This window comes from Lysinibacillus sp. 1 U-2021, assembly GCF_029916965.1.
Classification (GTDB): Bacteria; Bacillota; Bacilli; order Bacillales_A; family Planococcaceae; genus Lysinibacillus; species Lysinibacillus capsici.
Genome location: NZ_CP123966.1, coordinates 3,534,147 through 3,552,994, shown reverse-complemented (window position 1 = coordinate 3,552,994; position 18,848 = coordinate 3,534,147). Strand labels below are relative to the sequence as shown.

Below are 18,848 nucleotides of genomic sequence, written 5' to 3'. Positions count from 1 at the left end.
AATTTGGCGGCCTAGCTCAGCTGGCTAGAGCGTACGGTTCATACCCGTAAGGTCGGGGGTTCGATCCCCTCGGCCGCCACCATAGTAGGCCCCTTGGTCAAGTGGTTAAGACACCGCCCTTTCACGGCGGTAACACGGGTTCGAATCCCGTAGGGGTCATCTCAAATAGGTATCTCAGAACTAGATTCTGAGATACCTATTTTTAATTTATCCATCTATTTATACCATCTATCTATTTCTTTGCAAATTCTATCCGTCCGCTCAAGTAAAGCTATGTGACAGAATATAAAAGTATGGCATACTAGTAAAAATAACGTTTTTAGGAGGTTTAATTCCCTTGAGTGCATTAACAAAAGCTGCTTTAATTTGTGGAAGTGGCTCAATGATTATTCTTATTTCAATTCTAATAAACTTACCGTTTTTTGTTCAAATAATCTTATTGCTTGGTGGACTAGCTGTGAGTGTATATGGTGTTGCTTTACTTGTCAAAATGGTTATCCATCCTGTGAAGAAAGAATCCATTGGTTCTACCGATGAAAAAACGATAACACCCACAAAAAAGAAAAAGAGACCTTCTTCTACTTTATAGGTATATTAAAAAAGGGAGTAGCTTTTTAAAAAGCCACTCCCAACTCTATTTCATACACTTTTTCTACGATTAAAACAGTCAGCAAACTACCCTCTTCTAGCTCCGCGACCTCCGCGTTTTGATTCTGTAGCACGTTTAAGTGTTGCTAGACGTTCATCACTATCTTTTAAGAAGCGTGCCATTTTTTGCTCAAAATTTTCTTTTGGCTGGTGGCGTTCGTTGCGATCATTGGAACGATTATCACGACGTGGACGTGCTGGACGCTCTGGTCGCTCTGGTCTTTCAGCTTGAGGCTTTGCTTTACGGATTGAAAGACCAATCTTTCCGTCCGCTTCAACATTCATCACTTTTACTTCAACTTCATCTCCAACTTTTAGATGCTCATTGATATCTTTTACATAATTGTCAGCAACTTCACTAATGTGAACTAAGCCTGTTTTGCCATCTGGCAGCTCAACGAATGCTCCAAAATTTGTGATTCCTGTTACTTTACCTTGTACCTTGCTGCCTACTTCAATTGACATAAAAAAAATGCTCCTCCTTAAAAATTAAGCGACTCTTTTGAGCCATGTAATCAATTTAATCAAACTTTTTACTGCAATAAGCTTCTCTTTTCATTATATATAACAATAAAAGAGTGTCAACAATACATAGCTTTTCAGTCGTCTTTTTTATCTTCCTTATCTGGAATGATGAAAATAATCTCACCTTTTTCCGATAAATAGTACTCTTTTCTTAATAGCTTCGCGATATATTCATCATCCTGCAATTGTTTGATTTTAAGATTTAATGTATCTTGTTCTTCTTTCAATTCAGTGAGATGCTGATTCGCTTCTTCCTTGGATTTCTCTTTTGCTGCTAATGTTTCATTCTGATGTGACAGCACATTTAAGAGAAGAGCAATAATAATGACTGGTACAATCGCAAAAAAGACAATACGACGCATCTTACGCTTTCGAGCCTGTTGTTTGCGATTTATAGCTCTATCCGTGTTACGGACATAGTCATTATCAAGCTTAGTGAAGTTTTGGGATTCATCATTTGATGAATGACGTCTAGTCATGTCCGCACCTCCGATAATTATTGTTGCTTTTTATTATACTTCAAATATCGTAATTTTTTAAAAAAAGTGTAGGACAAATACGAATAAATTTTGACAAAAGGTCTTATAACAAACATAACAATATTTATTAATAATTGCAAAATTTGGCGAATAATCGTAATTATGAAACGTACAATGAACCAAAAAGGTCTCCATGTTATATTCACCAAAATTCTAGCAACGAAACGTAAAAAGGTTTGAAAAAATGATTGATACAAAAAAATTCCGGCTATTTGCGCTAGCGGGTCGTAAGCCCGCCAAGCGCCATCTTTTAGCCAAAATAATAAATAGTATGTCAACCCTCCAAGTAGAATCCAAGTTATTAACTCAACAACCATCATCCACTTTCGAAGGCTTGACCTTTTTGGAGTTGAAAAAACAATGAGCCTTATACTATCAATTATGAAACCAACTGCTATACCGCTCAAAACCATGACAATTAATTGATAAAATTGTTCACTGACAATCATCCAAATAACTTATGAAGGAAACCTTTCGAGAAGCCACTTTCCTCCTCGTCGTACTGTAAGGTTTTTACAGTTCCTTCAAGTGTCAATAATCCTTTGTCAACATCTAAATGAACGATATGCAGTTCCTCTCCACGGATTAACAAATGCCCTTGGGACGTCTTAATGAAAAACTCTTCCTGATCAAAGCGTTCAATTGATTTTACAGAAGTCATGTCCATTCTTTTACGATTACGAATCGTTAAAATATGCTCTCCAGATGGAATTGTGTAACGATTACTTTCTTGATGTAGCGTCATTTTTTTCCTCCTTTAGTCGTCCTAGCTTCTGTTCACTTTATGCGGACAACCTTCAAAGCATGACAACTTTATTTAAGTTGTGTCATACTTTCACCTACAAAAAGAAAGGCGGGACAACATTAGGAGGGCTAGAAAATAAATTTAGCTTTTATTCCTCATCGTCAATAAATTCAGGCTCAATCTTTTCAAGTCGTTCTTCTTTCAAAATGGTAAACATTTTTGCTGCATCTTCTTTTTTCACAGTCTCACGTATTTCTTCTACACGTGCTGTTACTATTTTTTGACCAAATCGGATAGCAAGCTCATCACCAGCTTTCACTGTACTACTTGCTTTTGCAATCTTTGCATTGATTGTAATACGTCCTTGATCGGCCACCTCTTTGGCTAAAGTACGACGTTTTATTAAACGGGATACTTTTAAAAACTTATCTAATCTCATAATCTTACTCCTTTTCTAGTTGCTTTGCTTCATTCCAAAATGCATCTAATTGTTCTAAAGTAAAATCGGAAAATGGTTTTCCACTTGCCTTTACCTGTTGCTCAACATAGCCAAAACGTTTTGCAAATTTCTCATTTGCATGTAGCATGGCTTCTTCTGGTGATAATTTATAGAAACGTGCTAAGTTTACTAATGTGAACAATACATCGCCAAATTCATCAAGACGGGACGCATTAGAGCCTTTCGTCACCTCATGGCGAAATTCCTGCCATTCCTCGGTAAATTTATCCCATGCTCCCTCCACATCAGGCCAATCAAAGCCCACTTTTGCAGCTCTTTTTTGATAATTGTAGGCTGTCTGTAATGCCGAAGATGCTCTATATTCTTCGTCTAGTAAAGGTTTATCGCTCGTTCCTTTTTCCTCAGCTTTAATAGCCTCCCAATTAGCCACAACACCAGCTGCGTCTTCTACCGCAACATCCCCAAAAACGTGCGGATGGCGGCGAATCATTTTTTTACTAATCGAAGCTAACACATCTTCAAGTGTAAAATAACCTTGATCTTCTCCAATTTGTGCATGCAAAAATACTTGTAACAACACATCACCAAGTTCCTCAATCATAGCAAAATCATCCTCAGCATCAACCGCAGCCAAGTATTCATGTGCTTCCTCAAGTAAATATTTTTTCAATGACTCGTGTGTTTGCTTTTGATCCCAAGGACAGCCATTTGGGCCTCTCAGCGTTGCAATGATTTGACGGAATGTTGTCCAATCTCTTAATGACTCCTCCTGTGTTTTTACAGGCGGTACATAGACTGTTGTTAAATTATTTACTTCTACACTTTGATCGAGTTCATAGAGTGGCACTGTGACAATCTGTTCCTGTGAAGATCCAGCCGCTGTCACAACTGTCACAGGATACTCATCATCATATTTCTCCATCAACGTTAGCTTCACTTCTGATGCACTGAATGTATCGTATACTTGAGCAATCAAGATATGCTGACGCATGTTAATGTCATGCATTGAAAAGCTAGTACCATCAAGTAATTGAAAGCCTTCAATTGGATCTATTTTTAATGCGCCAAAAATGGGATCTAAGAAACTCTGACCACCCTCAATGACTAACTCAATTTTCCCTTCATTTGCTGCTGCAATAAGTAATTGCACTGTTTGCTCTGCAACTAGTGGATGCCCTGGCACAGCATACATAACATCCTCAACAGCGGTAGCTTCTATAAGAGAATCAGCTATTTCTGCATACACAGGTTGAAATGTATCGTGTTTTTCATAAACGTCGTCAAAACTTTCAAATCCCACACCCTCTGCTGCTAATTCCTCTAAAACCGGATGATCCACTGTTCGTACATATAATTTTTTAGCAGCCTTTAATTTTTTATAAACACCCATTTGCAGCTGATTAAAGTCACCTGCACCTAAACCAATAATTGTTAATGTATTCAATATTACACCTACTTCCTTGAATTTAGCCAAAGTTGGTAAACAGCCATTCTACGTCCAAACGGCAGTAAATACCATTCTTTTTCTATTAGTACTCTTTTCTTTGCAATAATTGTTAGCATAACAAACGCCCCAATAGATACTGCTGTCAAACCCGCCACCATGGCTATCATACGTGAAGACATCAAATGGTTTAGCAAGGACGATACTAGCTGTAACCATATAAGAACGACGATTGTCATACTGAAGGAGGCTATACCTACTTTTTTATAAAATGCGCCTGAAGCTAATTGAATGCCAGTCAATGTTTTTAAATAAATAATTAGCAAGGCTGCTGTTAATAATAATCCTATATCATTTGCGATGGCAGCTCCTAGTACACCTAATCCACCAATTAAACGTACATTTAATATAATTTTTACTAGAAAACCGATTATGAGAAATAAAGCTGGTTTTTTTAATTTTCCATAGCCTTGTAAGATCGCTGTAAATGTAAGGATAATCGACAAAGGGACAATTTGAAATACATAGACAATCAATACCTCCGATAAGGAATTGGTTTTAAAAAGCATTTCATTTAAATAAGGCATAACTAGCATTAAGCCTAGTGCTGCAGACCAGCCGAACAGGACGGATGCTTTGTATGTTAATTGTATGAATGGCACTGCACTACGTCCCGCCTGTTTTTTCGACAAATGGGCGACAAGTGGCACAATGGCCAACGACAATGAGGATGCAATGACAACACCTAGTTGAACTAACGGTTGTCCTCGATCATAAATACCCTTCGTTTCCTTTGCAATTGTAGGAGTCATGCCATTATCAATTAATGAAGAATAGATTGTAAATGAATCGACCAATTGATAGCCAAGTAGTAGTAGACCACTCATACTGACACTCAAGCTGAGCCAAGTGACCTCTTTAATGATAGGTAAACTTGGATTACGTTGTAGGTGCTGTTTAACTTGCAATAGACCAAATCGTTTATATGAGATAGAAGCAAGTAATAGCAAGGCTGTAATTTCTCCAATTACTGTACCGATAACAGCCATTCTTCCTGCACCATAAAGAGATTTAGTCGTTGTCATAATAAGAAAGGTACCTGCTAATATGACAGTTACTCTCACTGCTTGTTCAAGTACTTGGGCATAAGCAATAGGCTCCATAATTGCTCTAGATTGAAAGCTACCTTTTAAAATAGCCAGCGCCGGCATAACCAATACTACTAAGGAGCCTGTACGAATAAGTGGTGCTAATTGAATATCTCCCATTAAATGGGCAATCTTTTCAGCACCTCCAAATAAAATGGCAAAAAACAGTAGTGATAATACCGTTAAATACCTGAAAACTACCTGTGTTATAGTGCGACGTCTTTCATCACGTTCTATTGTATCAACAATACAATCATTGTCTGCAAGCATTTTAGAAATGGCTATAGCAAAGCCACTAGATGTCCAAACAACGAAGATTGAAATAACTGGATATACCTGTTGATAGATATAAAAGCCTTCATCACCTACTAGATTTTGAAAAGGCACACGGTAAATGGCACTAAGAACTTTTACAATAAGGGCTGCTATCGTCAATAAGGCGGCACCTTTCATGTAGCTTTTCATACCAAAACGTTGCGACATAAATTGCCCTCTTTCCTTCTTAACAATGCCAATAGTATAGCATATCTTAAAAGTTTGACGTGCAAGGTGGCACTACAGTTCCTATAATGATTCATCCTTATGTACGCAAAAAAGTTATTGTTCAGCCTTATAGGTCATCGCAATAACTTTTCCATGCATTAACTATTCATTTGTTTTGCTAAGAAGTTTGCAGCTGTTTCCACTACTTTGACTTCTACCTCACCAACAAAGTGTACTTTAGACAAGACGATAATACAGCCTATTGGGTCACCGTTCACCATAATAGGGGTCGCACAATAGGATTTTACTTGCTCATATTGTCCAGGGACAATTTCAATCGTTGTCTCCATTTTTTCTATTTTTGTGGAGCGCTCGTCCATAAAGCTTTCCGCAAAGGACGTAATGCGACGATTTATATATTCCTTTTTCCCGATCCCTGCAACAGCGATTACTTCATCACGGTCAGTGACAAATGCTGGTGTGCCCATCGTTTCATAAAGTGTTTCAACATATTCTCTTGCAAATTCGCCCAAATCATTAATGGGAGAATATTTCTTTAAAATGACTTCGCCTTCACGGTCCGTATAAATTTCTAGCGGGTCGCCTTCACGAATACGTAGCGTCCTACGAATTTCTTTTGGAATAACTACACGCCCTAAATCATCAATACGACGAACAATTCCTGTTGCCTTCATTCTAATGCCTCGCTTTCGCTACAATGAAATTTTTATTCAATGATAGTATGGTTTTTATTTGAGCAATCTATGCAAAAACTGAAGAAAAAGGATTTCACAACCATTAATTTTTTTCAAAAACGGTATTACATCAATCAACTCCTTATTAGATTACCCAAGGAATAAGTTTCTATAATTAATTCATAAAAAATATTGGAAAAAATCAATTATTCCTGTGAGCAAATACGTAAGAGATGGTAATTACTGAAGCAACATCAAAAAGGCTATTCTTCTCTTTTACAGGAAAAGATAAAAATAGCCTTTTAACTACTATTGCTGCTTTTTTGCTTTATCAATCATTTGCATTAGTTCTTCCAACATATCAAAGGGTTGATATTTCCCACTCTTGCGTTCATCTATTGTTAATTTTAACTGCATACCATCCATACCAAAACCAACAGCACGCTCGAATTTCATCGATTCTTCAATAATCTTACTGCCATCGACACTTGCCGTCCCTTGTTCTGACAATAGTATTGTAATAAGCTTTTGCTTCTCCTTTACGGATACTACTCCCGCACCTAAACCCCAAACTTTCATTCGTGCTATTCGAAGTAAACGCTCTGTTTCAATTGGAAGATCGCCAAATCGATCCTCTAATTCCTCCATGATTTCTTCATACTCCTCCACCTGATCCATGGCTTTAATTCGTTTATACATTTGGATCTTTTGATAACCATCTGGAATGTAAGCGTCTGGAATATACGCATCAATACTCAGCAAAATTTCAATATCTGGCTTTTCTTCTTTTTTCACGCCTGTTTGACGTTCCGCGATGGCATCCTGAAGCATTTGTGAATATAAATCAAAGCCAACTGAATCAATAAAGCCATGTTGCTGCGCTCCAAGTAAGTTTCCTGCGCCCCGAATAGATAAATCTCGCATCGCAATTTTAAAGCCTGAGCCAAGCTCTGTAAATTCTTTAATTGCTTGTAAACGTTGCTCCGCTACATCTGTCAGAACTTTGTCGCGTTGGTACATAAAATATGCATAGGCTACTCTGTTAGAACGTCCAACGCGCCCGCGCAATTGGTAAAGCTGGGCTAGGCCCATGCGATCAGCATCATGGACTATTAATGTATTTACATTCGGTATATCCACACCTGTCTCGATAATCGTTGTCGTAACAAGCACATCATAGTCGCCCTCTAAAAAGGCTAAAATTACGGATTCTAGCTCTGACTCAGTCATTTTTCCATGAGCAAAGCCTATCCGTGCTTCAGGGACTAGCACTTGAATCTCCTCAACCCTTCGAGCCATATCCTCTACCCGATTATATAAATAAAATACTTGTCCGCCACGTGCCATTTCCCTCTCAATAGCTTCTCGTACTAATGCACCGCTGTGCTCCATCACATATGTTTGAACTGGGAAACGATTAGCAGGAGGCGTCTCAATAACTGATAAATCCCGGACCCCTACCATGGACATATGAAGTGTCCTTGGGATAGGTGTAGCTGTTAAAGTCAAGACATCGACATTTGTCTTTAACTGCTTAATTTTTTCCTTATGCGTCACACCAAAACGTTGCTCTTCATCCACAATTAGCAGACCAAGGTCTTGGAAAATTAAATCTTTAGATAAAATACGGTGTGTTCCAATAACTATATCGACTCGGCCCTCTTTTAAGCCCTTTAAAGTAGCTGTTTGCTCCTTTTTTGTCCGGAAGCGAGATAACAATCCAACATTAATGGCAAAGTCCTGAAAGCGCTCACGAATAGTCTCATAATGTTGCTGGGCTAGAATGGTTGTAGGGACAAGAAATGCCACTTGCTTTCCATCTTGAATAGCCTTAAATGCGGCACGAATGGCTACCTCTGTTTTACCATAGCCTACATCACCACAGACTAAACGGTCCATAGGGCGTTCACGTTCCATATCTCGTTTAACTTCAACAATTGAACGTAGTTGATCTTCTGTTTCTTCATAAGGGAACATCGCTTCAAAATTACGCTGGTCATCGTTATCAGGTGTAAAAGCATGCCCTTTCTCTGCTTCACGCTTTGCATACAACTTTATTAAATCATCCGCAATATCCTGTACAGCAGAGGATACCTTTGCTTTCGCCTTTTTCCACTCTGCGCCACCTAATTTATGTAGCTTTGGTTCTCGATCCTCTGACGCCACATATTTTTGAATTAAGTCTATTTGCTCTACAGGTACATATAATTTATCGTCTGCACGATATCGAATATGCAGGTAATCCTTATGTGTACCATTAACCTCTAATGTCTCTACACCAATATATTTACCAATCCCATGATGAACATGTACAACATAATCACCTGGCTTAATTTCCGTATAACTTTTAATACGTTCAGCATTGGTCATTTTTTGTGTGCGTGCTTTTTTCTTTGCCTGCTGTTTAAAGAGCTCGTCTTCTGTTACAATTGCTAAACGCTGTAGGGGCAATTCAAAGCCACTCGACAAGCCACCATCTACAATATAAATACCAGGTTCTGTTGGCTCACCTATCGCTGTATGAATATCGTATTCTTCAAGCATTTGCTGAACTCTTTTCACTCGTTCTTTATCCCTTGCTATGATGAGAACTGTAAATTTGCCAAGTAACCAGCGTTCAACCTCACTTTGAAGCAAGGACATTTGTCCATGAAATTGCTGCATTGGCTTGCAAGAAAAGTTGGTTGTTTTAGTAAACGTAATCCCTGCAAATGTTCGCGAAAATAATGAAAATGAAAGCTTTTGTTGTGACAACATCGCCAATATTTCTTTTAATGAGAAGGCAGGTTTGACATCATGAACCATTTTCCCCTCTTCGATTAAAGATAAAAACCATTCATCTTCTTCACGTTCCCATGCATCCATTACCTCTTGAATACGACCAAGCTCGTCAAAAAGTACGATACCATCATGTTCAAAATAATCTCCCAAAAAGGCTGTTTTATCGTATAATAACGAACCATATTTGTTTACAAAATCAGGTAAATCCCCTTGCTGTAGCAACTCAATATCATATTGAATATGCTGATACAGAAGTTCCTTTGTCTCCTGCTTTTTTACCTTTTTTAGGCTGGCTGCTAATGCCTCTTCTAAACGGTTTGCTAATGCCTGTCTTTCTGATTTCGTAAGAATGACCTCTGAAGCAGGAAGAATACGAATTTTTTGTAATTTATCTATAGAACGTTGGTCATCTGCTGAAAATGTTCGTATGGAATCAACCTCAGTATCAAATAATTCAATACGAATTGGTGATTCTAAATAGGGTGGATAAATATCTAAAATTCCTCCACGTAATGCGAACTCTCCAGGTGATGTCACCATTGAATTCCGTACATAGCCCATCTCTACTAATGTTTGCAACCATTTATCAATTTCAACATCTTCGCCTAATGCGGTTTGTAAAAAATAATGTAGCCAATGTTCTTTTGGTTGCATTATTTTACGTAGACCAGCCACAGGTATTACATATACGGCTTTCTCACCTCTAGCTAAGCAATCGAGCGTCGCGATTCGCTCCGCACGAAGTTCTGGTGAAGCCACAGAAAGATCAGCTGCAATAAATTCATCCGCAGGGTAATAGTGAACATGTTCCTCGCCTAATAGTCCAGCAAGCTCATCCACCATTTTTTGTGCCTGCAATAGATTAGGAGAGATAATGTAGATTGGTTTCTTTACATATTCAAATAACACATCCACCATTACTGGGCGTGCGCTTCCTGTTAAACCTGTTATAAGCTGTGATGCAGTTTGACCGCTCTGAATTTCCTTTAAAAATGATGTAATATGTTTATCTTGCGACACAAGCTGTCGTAAAACCTCCACAGTCAAAAGCTCCTTTCAGCATAAATTCTATATTTTTATTTCTATTATTCTAGTGTTTTTTTACATATCTCTATTAATGGCTGTTTTATGAAATGGAAAAAGCCTTGAACACACATAAGTGTGTCAAAGCATCCTTCCAATTATTGAATCCATTTATTGAGTGCGTGATAATCTGGATATTGTCTCAGCGAATCCTCACATTGCTCACAAATGCAGTGCACAGTCGTTTGACCATGTTGATCTTTCTCAACATAATCATCCGCTTCTCCCAATTCGAAAATATGCAACTTTCGAATTGTATCATCTGCATCAAATGGTAGTGTCCCTATTTCTACTTCACAATGCCGACATCGATAGCGAACTGACATCTCCAAATCATCCTCCTTTAAGCAACTTTCTACTTAAAGTATAGACATTTATAAAAGGGATTATGCACTTTTCACTGTCATCATCATTGCAATAACTTGAAAATTAGAGAATTAATTTTTACCTGTAGCTAAAACTATTCACTACAAATATTAGCTGTAATAATAGTGTAAGGCAGTTCATTACTTACCTTACACCATGCCAATTATCCAAAAACTTTAACAGAAATTTTATTACTTCCATCTATTTGCTTGCGTTAAAGTGATTCATCACATCAAGAAACGGCTTTGAAAGAGATGCTTCAACAGCGTTTACAGAATTTACAATGGCGTCTTGCATAAGAACTTGGTCTTCCTTCGAAAATTTAGCTAACACATAGTCTGCTACCTTCATGCCCGCTGGTGGACGATTAATGCCCACTCGAATACGATTAAATTCCTGAGTACCTAAATGTTGAATTAACGATTTAATGCCGTTATGTCCACCTGCACTCCCTTTTTGTCGTAGACGTAATTTACCTGTCTCTAAATCCAAGTCATCATAAATGACAATTAAATCTTCTACCTCTATGTCAAAATAATCCATCAGCGGACCAACACATTCCCCTGATAAATTCATATATGTTAATGGTTTAACAAGTAGAACCTTTCCCTCTGGTCGATGTACAGTCGTGTACATCCCGTTAAATTTTGAATTTGTTAAAGGTGTTCCCCATTTTTCTGCTAACGCATCAATAACATCAAAGCCAATATTATGTCTTGTATGCTCATAAGGTTTACCTGGGTTTCCTAAACCAACGATAATTTTCATAAGTACCTCTCTTCTTTCAAATCTAATAGTCATTATTTTACCATATAGCACACCTAGAAAGCATTTTGTACAATTGTTAATAGGCATAAAAAAATAAGGCTAACAAGAAAGCTATAGCCTTCTTATTAGCCTTACGTCATTTACTATTATACTGACTCTTGCTCTTCTTCACTTTCCGTAGTCTCTTCCTCTACAGAAACAGGCGCCACAATGGTTACTAACATATAATCATCTTCACTAATAATTTCAACAGATGTAGCATCGCGAATATCTGCTACTGTTAGGGATTCCCCAATTTGCAACGATGAAATGTCCACATCAATTGATTCGGGTAACTCAGTTGGCTTTACTTTTACTTTTAATTCTAAGTTAGGCTGCATTAGAATACCGCCCTCACTCACACCAACTGACTGTCCAAGTAATTTAATCGGGACATCAGCTTCTAACTCTTCCGCCATATTAATGGCTAAAAAGTCAATATGATTTACTTCATCTTTCAATGAACATTGCTGAATCTCTGACACAACAGCATTCACCTTTTTCCCCTCTAACTCTAGCGAAAATACACTATTTTGCCCATTTTTTTGAATGGACTTTTTGAAATCTTTTGCAGCAATAGAAATTGGGGTTGAATCTACTTTGTAGCCGTAAATAACTGCAGGAATGGCTCCCCCTTTTCTAAGTTGGGTTAATGTTGAACGATGCCCAGTTTCGCGCTTTGTAACACTTAATACTGTACTCATACTTCTTTATTCCCCTTCCAAGAAAATTATTTACGCCTCAACAATAATTCGTTGTAGGCTATGATAATACTTAGCTCTATTTGTTTAAGGTAGAGTAAATATTATTAAGTCACATTCTTATTATACCCCTTTGTGAGAAGGCTCACACATAAAACACTCATCTATTTCTTGGTCTTGATGAAACAGTGTCCAATTTATATAGAAAAGACCAATCTACTCAAAGAATAGATTGGTCTTATACTTACAATATTTATTAATCAAATAAAGTACTTACAGATTTATTTTCATAAACGCGAGAAATAGCATCCGCCATTAATTTAGCTACAGAAAGCTCTGTAATTTTTGGAGATTTTTTCTCGTCTGAAAGCTGAATTGTATTTGTCACCACTAATTCTTTAATAGCAGAGTTTTCAATTCGTTCAATTGCTGGACCAGATAATACAGGGTGTGAACAGCAAGCGTAAACTTCTTTTGCACCAGCAGCACGTAACGCATCTGCCCCAATTGTAATTGTACCTGCTGTATCAATAATATCATCAATTAAGATTGCCACTTTACCATCAACATTACCAACAATGTTCATCACTTCCGCAACGTTTGGTTTCGGACGACGTTTGTCAATAATTGCAATCGGTGCTTTTAATCGTTCAGCCATTTTACGAGCACGTGTTACCCCACCATGATCTGGTGAAACAATAACGATCTCATCGCCTGGAATACCTTTAGATTTGAAGTAATCAGATAGTAATGGTACTGCCATTAAGTGGTCGATTAGGATATCGAAGAAACCTTGGATTTGAGGTGCGTGTAAATCTAATACGATAACACGTGTTGCACCAGCAGTTTCAAGTAGGTTTGCCACTAATTTAGCTGTAATTGGCTCGCGCGCTTTTGCTTTACGATCTTGGCGTGCATAACCATAATAAGGCATTACAACGTTTACTGTACGAGCAGATGCACGTTTAACTGCATCTACCATAATTAAAAGCTCCATTAAATGTTCGTTTACAGGTGCAGAAGTAGACTGCACGATAAACACATCACAACCTCGAATACTTTCTTCAATGCTAATTTGAATCTCTCCATCACTGAAGTGCTTAACAGAAGATTTACCTAACTCTACGCCCATTTCCTGCGCAATTTCTTGAGCTAATGGATTATTAGAATTAAGTGAAAATATTTTTAATTGTGAGTTTGCATAATGATACGGCATGATGGCCTCCTGTTTAGTTGATAATTATTTTGAATTTAATTTGCTTACATAATTCGGTTTGTTTTCTTGTCTTGCACGAGCTATGGCAAGTGCATCTTCAGGAACTTCTTTTGTAATTGTAGAACCTGCTGCAATAAATGAACCTTTTCCAACTTTCACTGGCGCTACTAAGTTAGTATTACATCCTACAAATACATCATCTTCAATAATCGTTTTGAACTTGTTTTTTCCATCATAGTTTACTGTAATGGAACCACAACCAATATTGACGTTACTACCGATCTCGGCATCGCCAATATAACTTAAATGTGAAACTTTCGAGCCATGATCTAGCTTGCTTTTCTTCACTTCTACAAAGTTACCAATTTTCACATGACTACCGATGTCTGAAAGTGGTCGAATATGAGCAAATGGCCCAATAGCAGTATCCTCTGCAATAGCGCTTTCACGGACAACTGAAGAATGTATAGTTGTACGATCACCAACGCGGCTATCTATGATTTGAGTGTTTGGCCCGATAATACAATCTTCACCGATCACAGTAGTACCTTCAATCATTGAGCCAGGTTGAATCACTGTATCACGCCCAATAACTGCATCTGCACTAATATGTGTTGTTTCAGGATGAATAATTGTTACACCATTCCGCATATGCTTCTCGTTGATTCTTGTACGCATTAATGTCTCGGCTTGTGACAAAGCCACGCGATCGTTAACACCTAGTGTTTCTTCAAAATTATCAGTGACATATGCTTCAACAATATCACCTTGCTTTTGTAAAATTTCAATGACATCTGGTAAATAATATTCACCTTGAGCATTATCATTTTTCACAAGCTTCAATGTTTCAAATAATAATTTGTTATCAAAGCAATATGTGCCTGTGTTTATTTCTCTTACTGATTGCTGCTCTGCTGAAGCATCTTTTTGTTCAACAATTTGCTCCACCTGTCCGTTATTGCCACGTAATATACGGCCATAGCCAGTTGGATTTTCAGCAATTGCAGTTAAAATAGTTGCTTTAGCATTCGTTGCTTGATGATGTTCGAATAGCGCTTGCATCGTTTCAGGACGAATTAGTGGTGTATCTCCACATACAACTAACGTTGTACCTTCTTCATTACCTAAAATGGCCTCTGCTTGTTGCACAGCGTGCGCTGTACCTAGTTGTTCAGCCTGCAGCACATACTCACTTTTATCACCAAGCTGTTGTTGCACTTTTTCAGCACCATGTCCGACAACCGTTACAATGCGATTCACATCTAACGTTTGAATATGATCCACCACATGTTGTACCATTGGTTTCCCACATACTGGATGGAGCACTTTATATAATTTGGACTTCATACGTGTACCTTGACCTGCAGCCAAAATGACAGCAAAAACATTGCTCATCTGTAAGTCCTCCAATACGCTCATTTTCTCTTATGACTATATAGCAAAATTCATCTATTTTCAAGGCATGTAGAATTGACAAAAACATGAATTCCTAAATCCAATGCACCTTATGCTCGAATGTCATGAAGTATATCCTGAAATTGCTCATATTATCTTTTTATCAAAATAAAAAGAACCCTTCCAACTAGAAGAGTTCTTCCTATCTTTTTTACCATCAGTTTGTAACATATACTTAAAAAGTAAGTTATTTACTATTTATTACACACCGATTCCCTCTAATTCTTCCTCTTTACCAGCTTCCTCTACTTCACTAGAGTTATGATACTCGTTTAAAATGATCTCCTGAATTTTATTTCGAGTATCAGAATTAATTGGATGAGCAATATCTCTAAATTCCCCATCTGGTGTTCGTTTACTAGGCATAGCTACAAATAAACCAGTATTTCCATCAATGACACGAATATCGTGAACAACAAACTCATTATCAAGTGTAATGGAAGCAATCGCACGCATGCGACCATCCGTCTGTACCCGACGTAACCTCACATCAGTAACTTCCATTTTCTCACCACCTCTCTTCTTAGATGCCTAAATGAAAATATCATATTCTCAATTACCGAATATTTTCCTTTTCATAGTCTATCAAATTTTCTAAAAAATTTGAATACTTATTAGAATAATATTTTTTCTTATATACGTAATTTTTGACAATTGTTTGTCGGCGTAAAAAAACCCACTAAAAAGAATAAAGTTTCTCTTTAGTGAGCTTAATAAGTTTTATTTATTTTACGATTGCAATTACTTCGATTTCTACTTTTACATCTTTCGGAAGACGGGCTACCTCTACAGCTGAACGAGCTGGTTTATGATCACCGAAATGATTTGCATAAACTTCATTCATCGCTACAAAGTCATTCATATCTTTCATAAAGACCGTTGTTTTCACAACATTATCTAAAGAAGTTCCAGCTTCCGCTAAAACAGCTTTTAAATTAGCAAATACTTGATTTGTTTGTACAGTTATATCGCCTTCCACTAAATCACCTGTAGCTGTTAATGGAATTTGACCAGAGCTATAAAACATACCGTTAACAATAATACCTTGTGAATATGGTCCGATTGCTGCTGGTGCATTTGTTGTTGCTACTACTTTCATTTGTCATGTCCCCTTTTAGAAAAATAGTTACCTTCACTTAATGCAATTGTTCGATCTTTTTCATTAACTTCATGAAGCTTTACAAGCGAATAATAATCATCTACTAATGTTTCGTCCGCGTGCTCAGCCTCCACAAGCACTGCAATGCCTGCTAGCTGACAGTCAAACTCCTCTAAGAGGTTTTTCATGCCATTCATAGTACCGCCGACCTTCATAAAGTCGTCCGTAATTAACACACGTTGTCCACTCTTCATGCTTCTTTTTGATAATACCATTGTCTGAATTCTTCTGGAAGAACCAGATACGTAGTTAATGCTTACTGTAGAACCTTCTGTTACTTTACTATCTCTTCTCACAACAACCACTGGTACATTTAAATGTCTTGCAATGGCATGGGCGATGGATATCCCTTTAGTTGCTACTGTCATTATGACATCGATTTGTTGATCTGCAAAGGCAGAAGCAAAGACCTTCCCTACACGATTAATTAAATCTGGGTTTCCAAGTAAGTCTGTCATAAATAGGTAACCACCTGGTAACAATCGATCTGAATGTTCTAGCTCTGCTTTTAAATCTTGAATCACTAAACGTACTTCAGCCTCGGACATTTTCGGAATATACTTTACTCCTCCTGCAGCACCCGGCACTGTCATCAATAACCCGATTCCTTTTTCTTCGAATGTTTCTTTTACAATCGTTAAATCTTCACTAATGGATGACTTAGCAGATTGATATAGTTCTGAAAAATAAGTTAGCGGGATCAGCTGATGTGGATGTTCTAGTAAGTAGTACGTCATATCAACTAGTCGTTCACTACGCTTCCATTTCATGCGACCCTCTCCTAAACACGAATATTTATAGGTAAAATTAACACAAATTTGCGTTTCTAAGCAAGCGTATTTCGCTCACCTAAAATTCGTACTGCATAAACTTCCTCACAAAAACCACGTAAACCGTTATAAATGCGACTTACACGAGCTTCACTATCCACTAGCCCAAATACAGTTGGACCGCTTCCACTCATTAACGTGGCATCTGCCCCAAAGCGCTTCATTTGTTCCTTTAACATCACAACTTCTGGGTGTAGCTTAAATGTTACAGTTTCCAAAACATTTCCTAATGAAGAACATAATAGCTCATAATCTTTTTTCTCTATAGCTTGTATCATCTGCTGTGTATTGGGGTGTTGCAGTCCTTCAACCTTAAGACCCCCATAAACTTCTGCTGTCGACACACCAATTTTAGGCTTAGCTAGTACAACCCAACAATTAGGTGGAGCTGGTAATTCCTTTATTTTTTCGCCTCGTCCTGTAGCGAGTGCCGTGCCTCCGTAAACACAAAACGAAACATCCGAACCAATTTTAGCACCAAGTTCCGCTAATTCATCTATTGATAAACCTAAATCCCACAGTTCATTTAGCCCTTTTAATGTTGCAGCTGCATCACTACTACCTCCTGCGAGTCCTGCTGCTATGGGGATTTCCTTTTCAATCGTAATGGATACACCTTGTCTAATGCCATATGTATCTTTAATGAGACGCGCTGCCTGATAAGCAAAATTACGATGGTCATTTGGTACAAAATTATCTGTTGAAATTATTTGAATAACACCATCTTCTCGAGATTCAAGACTGATACGATCAGCTAAATCGACTGTTGTCATAACCATCTCCACTTCGTGAAAATTATCCGGTCTTTTATAAAGTACATCTAATGTTAAATTAATTTTTGCAGGCGCCTTTACATAAAGCATCTTTCTTCCTCCTTATAGCTACACGTATAAACAGTTCTTTTTTTCGCGCAAGATTATTCATTTTATTTTACCATACTGAGAATACGAAAATGGAAAAAAAGAACCGTTTACCCTATTCGGAGTAACGGCTCTCTCTCGTCAGTTGTATTTGTTGTGTCAGTAAGGATTTTCATCCCTGCTGAATGAAACTTTATAAGATGACTATTTTAGAAAAAACAGCCTACTTACGCTCTTGCTCACTACTTGCCCGTTCAGCCATTTCTATGGCACGTTTGACCATATTACCAGCATCACGAGCTTTTATGCCGCCCCAGCCTTCCTTTTGCACAACATCATAAAATCCAAGTTCTTTTGCGATCTCTTCTTTTAAACGAGGTGACATGATACCTTTTCTAGGCATATAAACTCCTCCTTTAACAACTGACGAATTTAGTATGCCCGTGAAAACGCAAAACACTCATGTATTTTTAATATACATGAGTGTTTCTAAAATATAGAAATAAGTACTAGAAACTATTTTGCGACAGCAGCCTTTGCTTCGTCTAAAAATGTAATCTCTACTGCTTCAGTTAAAATATCTGTGTAGCTATACGATACGCGCTTGCACGTATTGTCTTCTTGATCGAGCTCTACTACAAAGATGGCGCGATATGTCTCACGTAGTATCCCTGCACACTCAACCGTTTTCTTGCGACCACCGTTTGCTTTTAATTGCAAACGTTTACCCAAATGACAATCCAACGACTTTTTAATGTCCGCTAAAGTTTTTGGCATTTTCGCTTACACCTCACTAATAACAAGTATAAGCTAAAGGCCCAAAAATGTCAACAAAATATAATATTTTATCAGCCTCTTATAAAACTTGTCAACTTATTTTTTATAAAAAAATATATATTTTTT

21 protein-coding genes and 2 tRNA genes are annotated in these 18,848 nt (G+C 37.6%); 3 read left to right on the top strand and 20 right to left on the bottom strand.

Features of this window, described 5'->3' with window-relative positions; translation table 11 throughout:
- Positions 1–5 precede the first annotated feature (5 nt).
- The 3 genes from QH639_RS18625 (at position 6) to QH639_RS18615 (ending at position 589) form a co-directional block, all read left to right on the top strand.
- A tRNA-Met gene (locus tag QH639_RS18625) sits at positions 6–82 on the top strand.
- 5 nt (positions 83–87) lie between these two features.
- Positions 88–159: transfer RNA gene (locus tag QH639_RS18620), tRNA-Glu, on the top strand.
- Positions 160–337: 178 nt separating this feature from the next.
- Positions 338–589 (top strand): hypothetical protein, encoded by a 252-nt coding sequence (locus QH639_RS18615; RefSeq protein WP_131522612.1) that lies wholly within the window; start codon positions 338–340, stop codon positions 587–589.
- 86 nt (positions 590–675) lie between these two features.
- Here QH639_RS18615 and QH639_RS18610 read toward each other — a convergent pair whose 3' ends face one another.
- The 20 genes from QH639_RS18610 to veg all read right to left on the bottom strand — a co-directional run bounded on the left by QH639_RS18610 (position 676) and on the right by veg (position 18,722).
- Positions 676–1,113 (bottom strand): S1 domain-containing RNA-binding protein, encoded by a 438-nt coding sequence (locus QH639_RS18610; RefSeq protein WP_048395331.1) that lies wholly within the window; start codon positions 1,111–1,113, stop codon positions 676–678.
- Positions 1,114–1,247: 134 nt separating this feature from the next.
- The gene (locus QH639_RS18605; protein ID WP_131522611.1) at positions 1,248–1,652 is read right to left on the bottom strand and encodes an FtsB family cell division protein; all 405 of its coding nucleotides are present in this window, start codon (positions 1,650–1,652) and stop codon (positions 1,248–1,250) included.
- Between the two features lie 17 nt (positions 1,653–1,669).
- Positions 1,670–2,161, bottom strand: coding sequence for a spore cortex biosynthesis protein YabQ (gene yabQ / locus QH639_RS18600; RefSeq protein ID WP_131522610.1), 492 nt, complete (start codon positions 2,159–2,161; stop codon positions 1,670–1,672).
- On the bottom strand, positions 2,158–2,457 hold the full coding sequence (gene yabP / locus QH639_RS18595) for a sporulation protein YabP (RefSeq protein ID WP_004229167.1): 300 nt from the start codon (positions 2,455–2,457) through the stop codon (positions 2,158–2,160). The genes yabQ and yabP overlap by 4 nt, the downstream gene beginning before the upstream one ends.
- Positions 2,458–2,605: 148 nt before the next feature.
- A complete protein-coding gene (locus tag QH639_RS18590) occupies positions 2,606–2,896 on the bottom strand; it encodes an RNA-binding S4 domain-containing protein (RefSeq protein WP_131522609.1) in 291 nt (96 codons plus the stop codon).
- Positions 2,897–2,900: 4 nt separating this feature from the next.
- Entirely contained in the window at positions 2,901–4,361 is a 1,461-nt protein-coding gene (yabN, locus tag QH639_RS18585; protein WP_131522608.1) for a bifunctional methyltransferase/pyrophosphohydrolase YabN, read from the bottom strand.
- An 8-nt stretch (positions 4,362–4,369) separates the two neighbouring features.
- Positions 4,370–5,992, bottom strand: a complete 1,623-nt coding sequence (locus QH639_RS18580) for a putative polysaccharide biosynthesis protein (protein WP_237898997.1) — start codon at positions 5,990–5,992, stop codon at positions 4,370–4,372.
- 158 nt (positions 5,993–6,150) lie between these two features.
- Positions 6,151–6,687 (bottom strand): stage V sporulation protein T, encoded by a 537-nt coding sequence (spoVT, locus tag QH639_RS18575; protein ID WP_004229174.1) that lies wholly within the window; start codon positions 6,685–6,687, stop codon positions 6,151–6,153.
- 309 nt (positions 6,688–6,996) lie between these two features.
- Positions 6,997–10,509 carry a transcription-repair coupling factor gene (mfd, locus tag QH639_RS18570; RefSeq protein ID WP_281114975.1) on the bottom strand — a complete coding sequence of 1,171 codons (3,513 nt, stop codon included), beginning with the start codon at positions 10,507–10,509 and terminating at the stop codon, positions 6,997–6,999.
- 140 nt (positions 10,510–10,649) lie between these two features.
- The gene (locus QH639_RS18565) at positions 10,650–10,877 is read right to left on the bottom strand and encodes an anti-sigma-F factor Fin (protein ID WP_016993788.1); all 228 of its coding nucleotides are present in this window, start codon (positions 10,875–10,877) and stop codon (positions 10,650–10,652) included.
- Between the two features lie 241 nt (positions 10,878–11,118).
- Positions 11,119–11,685, bottom strand: coding sequence for an aminoacyl-tRNA hydrolase (gene pth / locus QH639_RS18560; RefSeq protein WP_016993791.1), 567 nt, complete (start codon positions 11,683–11,685; stop codon positions 11,119–11,121).
- Between the two features lie 146 nt (positions 11,686–11,831).
- Entirely contained in the window at positions 11,832–12,428 is a 597-nt protein-coding gene (locus QH639_RS18555; protein WP_131522605.1) for a 50S ribosomal protein L25/general stress protein Ctc, read from the bottom strand.
- A 253-nt stretch (positions 12,429–12,681) separates the two neighbouring features.
- A complete protein-coding gene (locus QH639_RS18550) occupies positions 12,682–13,641 on the bottom strand; it encodes a ribose-phosphate diphosphokinase (RefSeq protein WP_004229183.1) in 960 nt (319 codons plus the stop codon).
- A 24-nt stretch (positions 13,642–13,665) separates the two neighbouring features.
- Positions 13,666–15,036 carry a bifunctional UDP-N-acetylglucosamine diphosphorylase/glucosamine-1-phosphate N-acetyltransferase GlmU gene (glmU, locus tag QH639_RS18545; RefSeq protein ID WP_281114974.1) on the bottom strand — a complete coding sequence of 457 codons (1,371 nt, stop codon included), beginning with the start codon at positions 15,034–15,036 and terminating at the stop codon, positions 13,666–13,668.
- A 261-nt stretch (positions 15,037–15,297) separates the two neighbouring features.
- Positions 15,298–15,600, bottom strand: coding sequence for a septation regulator SpoVG (gene spoVG / locus QH639_RS18540; RefSeq protein ID WP_004229187.1), 303 nt, complete (start codon positions 15,598–15,600; stop codon positions 15,298–15,300).
- A 220-nt stretch (positions 15,601–15,820) separates the two neighbouring features.
- Positions 15,821–16,195, bottom strand: a complete 375-nt coding sequence (locus tag QH639_RS18535; protein WP_004229189.1) for a RidA family protein — start codon at positions 16,193–16,195, stop codon at positions 15,821–15,823.
- Positions 16,192–17,025, bottom strand: a complete 834-nt coding sequence (gene purR / locus QH639_RS18530; protein ID WP_004229190.1) for a pur operon repressor — start codon at positions 17,023–17,025, stop codon at positions 16,192–16,194. The genes QH639_RS18535 and purR overlap by 4 nt, the downstream gene beginning before the upstream one ends.
- A gap of 56 nt (positions 17,026–17,081) precedes the next feature.
- Positions 17,082–17,948 (bottom strand): 4-(cytidine 5'-diphospho)-2-C-methyl-D-erythritol kinase, encoded by an 867-nt coding sequence (gene ispE, locus QH639_RS18525; protein ID WP_131522603.1) that lies wholly within the window; start codon positions 17,946–17,948, stop codon positions 17,082–17,084.
- Positions 17,949–18,168: 220 nt separating this feature from the next.
- Complete coding sequence (locus QH639_RS18520; protein ID WP_004229193.1) at positions 18,169–18,348, bottom strand: small, acid-soluble spore protein, alpha/beta type; 180 nt, start codon at positions 18,346–18,348, stop codon at positions 18,169–18,171.
- A gap of 113 nt (positions 18,349–18,461) precedes the next feature.
- A complete protein-coding gene (veg, locus tag QH639_RS18515; RefSeq protein ID WP_004229199.1) occupies positions 18,462–18,722 on the bottom strand; it encodes a biofilm formation stimulator Veg in 261 nt (86 codons plus the stop codon).
- Positions 18,723–18,848: the final 126 nt, after the last annotated feature.

Bases quoted from the DNA above. Each gene is read 5' to 3' on its own strand.
- QH639_RS18610 (WP_048395331.1), bottom strand. From the start codon at position 1,113: ATGTCAATTGAAGTAGGCAGCAAGGTACAAGGTAAAGTAACAGGAATC.
- QH639_RS18605 (WP_131522611.1), bottom strand. From the start codon at position 1,652: ATGACTAGACGTCATTCATCAAATGATGAATCCCAAAACTTCACTAAG.
- yabQ (WP_131522610.1), bottom strand. From the start codon at position 2,161: ATGATTGTCAGTGAACAATTTTATCAATTAATTGTCATGGTTTTGAGC.
- yabP (WP_004229167.1), bottom strand. From the start codon at position 2,457: ATGACGCTACATCAAGAAAGTAATCGTTACACAATTCCATCTGGAGAG.
- QH639_RS18590 (WP_131522609.1), bottom strand. From the start codon at position 2,896: ATGAGATTAGATAAGTTTTTAAAAGTATCCCGTTTAATAAAACGTCGT.
- QH639_RS18580 (WP_237898997.1), bottom strand. From the start codon at position 5,992: ATGTCGCAACGTTTTGGTATGAAAAGCTACATGAAAGGTGCCGCCTTA.
- spoVT (WP_004229174.1), bottom strand. From the start codon at position 6,687: ATGAAGGCAACAGGAATTGTTCGTCGTATTGATGATTTAGGGCGTGTA.
- QH639_RS18565 (WP_016993788.1), bottom strand. From the start codon at position 10,877: ATGTCAGTTCGCTATCGATGTCGGCATTGTGAAGTAGAAATAGGGACA.
- pth (WP_016993791.1), bottom strand. From the start codon at position 11,685: ATGAAAATTATCGTTGGTTTAGGAAACCCAGGTAAACCTTATGAGCAT.
- QH639_RS18555 (WP_131522605.1), bottom strand. From the start codon at position 12,428: ATGAGTACAGTATTAAGTGTTACAAAGCGCGAAACTGGGCATCGTTCA.
- QH639_RS18550 (WP_004229183.1), bottom strand. From the start codon at position 13,641: ATGCCGTATCATTATGCAAACTCACAATTAAAAATATTTTCACTTAAT.
- glmU (WP_281114974.1), bottom strand. From the start codon at position 15,036: ATGAGCAATGTTTTTGCTGTCATTTTGGCTGCAGGTCAAGGTACACGT.
- spoVG (WP_004229187.1), bottom strand. From the start codon at position 15,600: ATGGAAGTTACTGATGTGAGGTTACGTCGGGTACAGACGGATGGTCGC.
- QH639_RS18535 (WP_004229189.1), bottom strand. From the start codon at position 16,195: ATGAAAGTAGTAGCAACAACAAATGCACCAGCAGCAATCGGACCATAT.
- purR (WP_004229190.1), bottom strand. From the start codon at position 17,025: ATGAAATGGAAGCGTAGTGAACGACTAGTTGATATGACGTACTACTTA.
- ispE (WP_131522603.1), bottom strand. From the start codon at position 17,948: ATGCTTTATGTAAAGGCGCCTGCAAAAATTAATTTAACATTAGATGTA.
- QH639_RS18520 (WP_004229193.1), bottom strand. From the start codon at position 18,348: ATGCCTAGAAAAGGTATCATGTCACCTCGTTTAAAAGAAGAGATCGCA.
- veg (WP_004229199.1), bottom strand. From the start codon at position 18,722: ATGCCAAAAACTTTAGCGGACATTAAAAAGTCGTTGGATTGTCATTTG.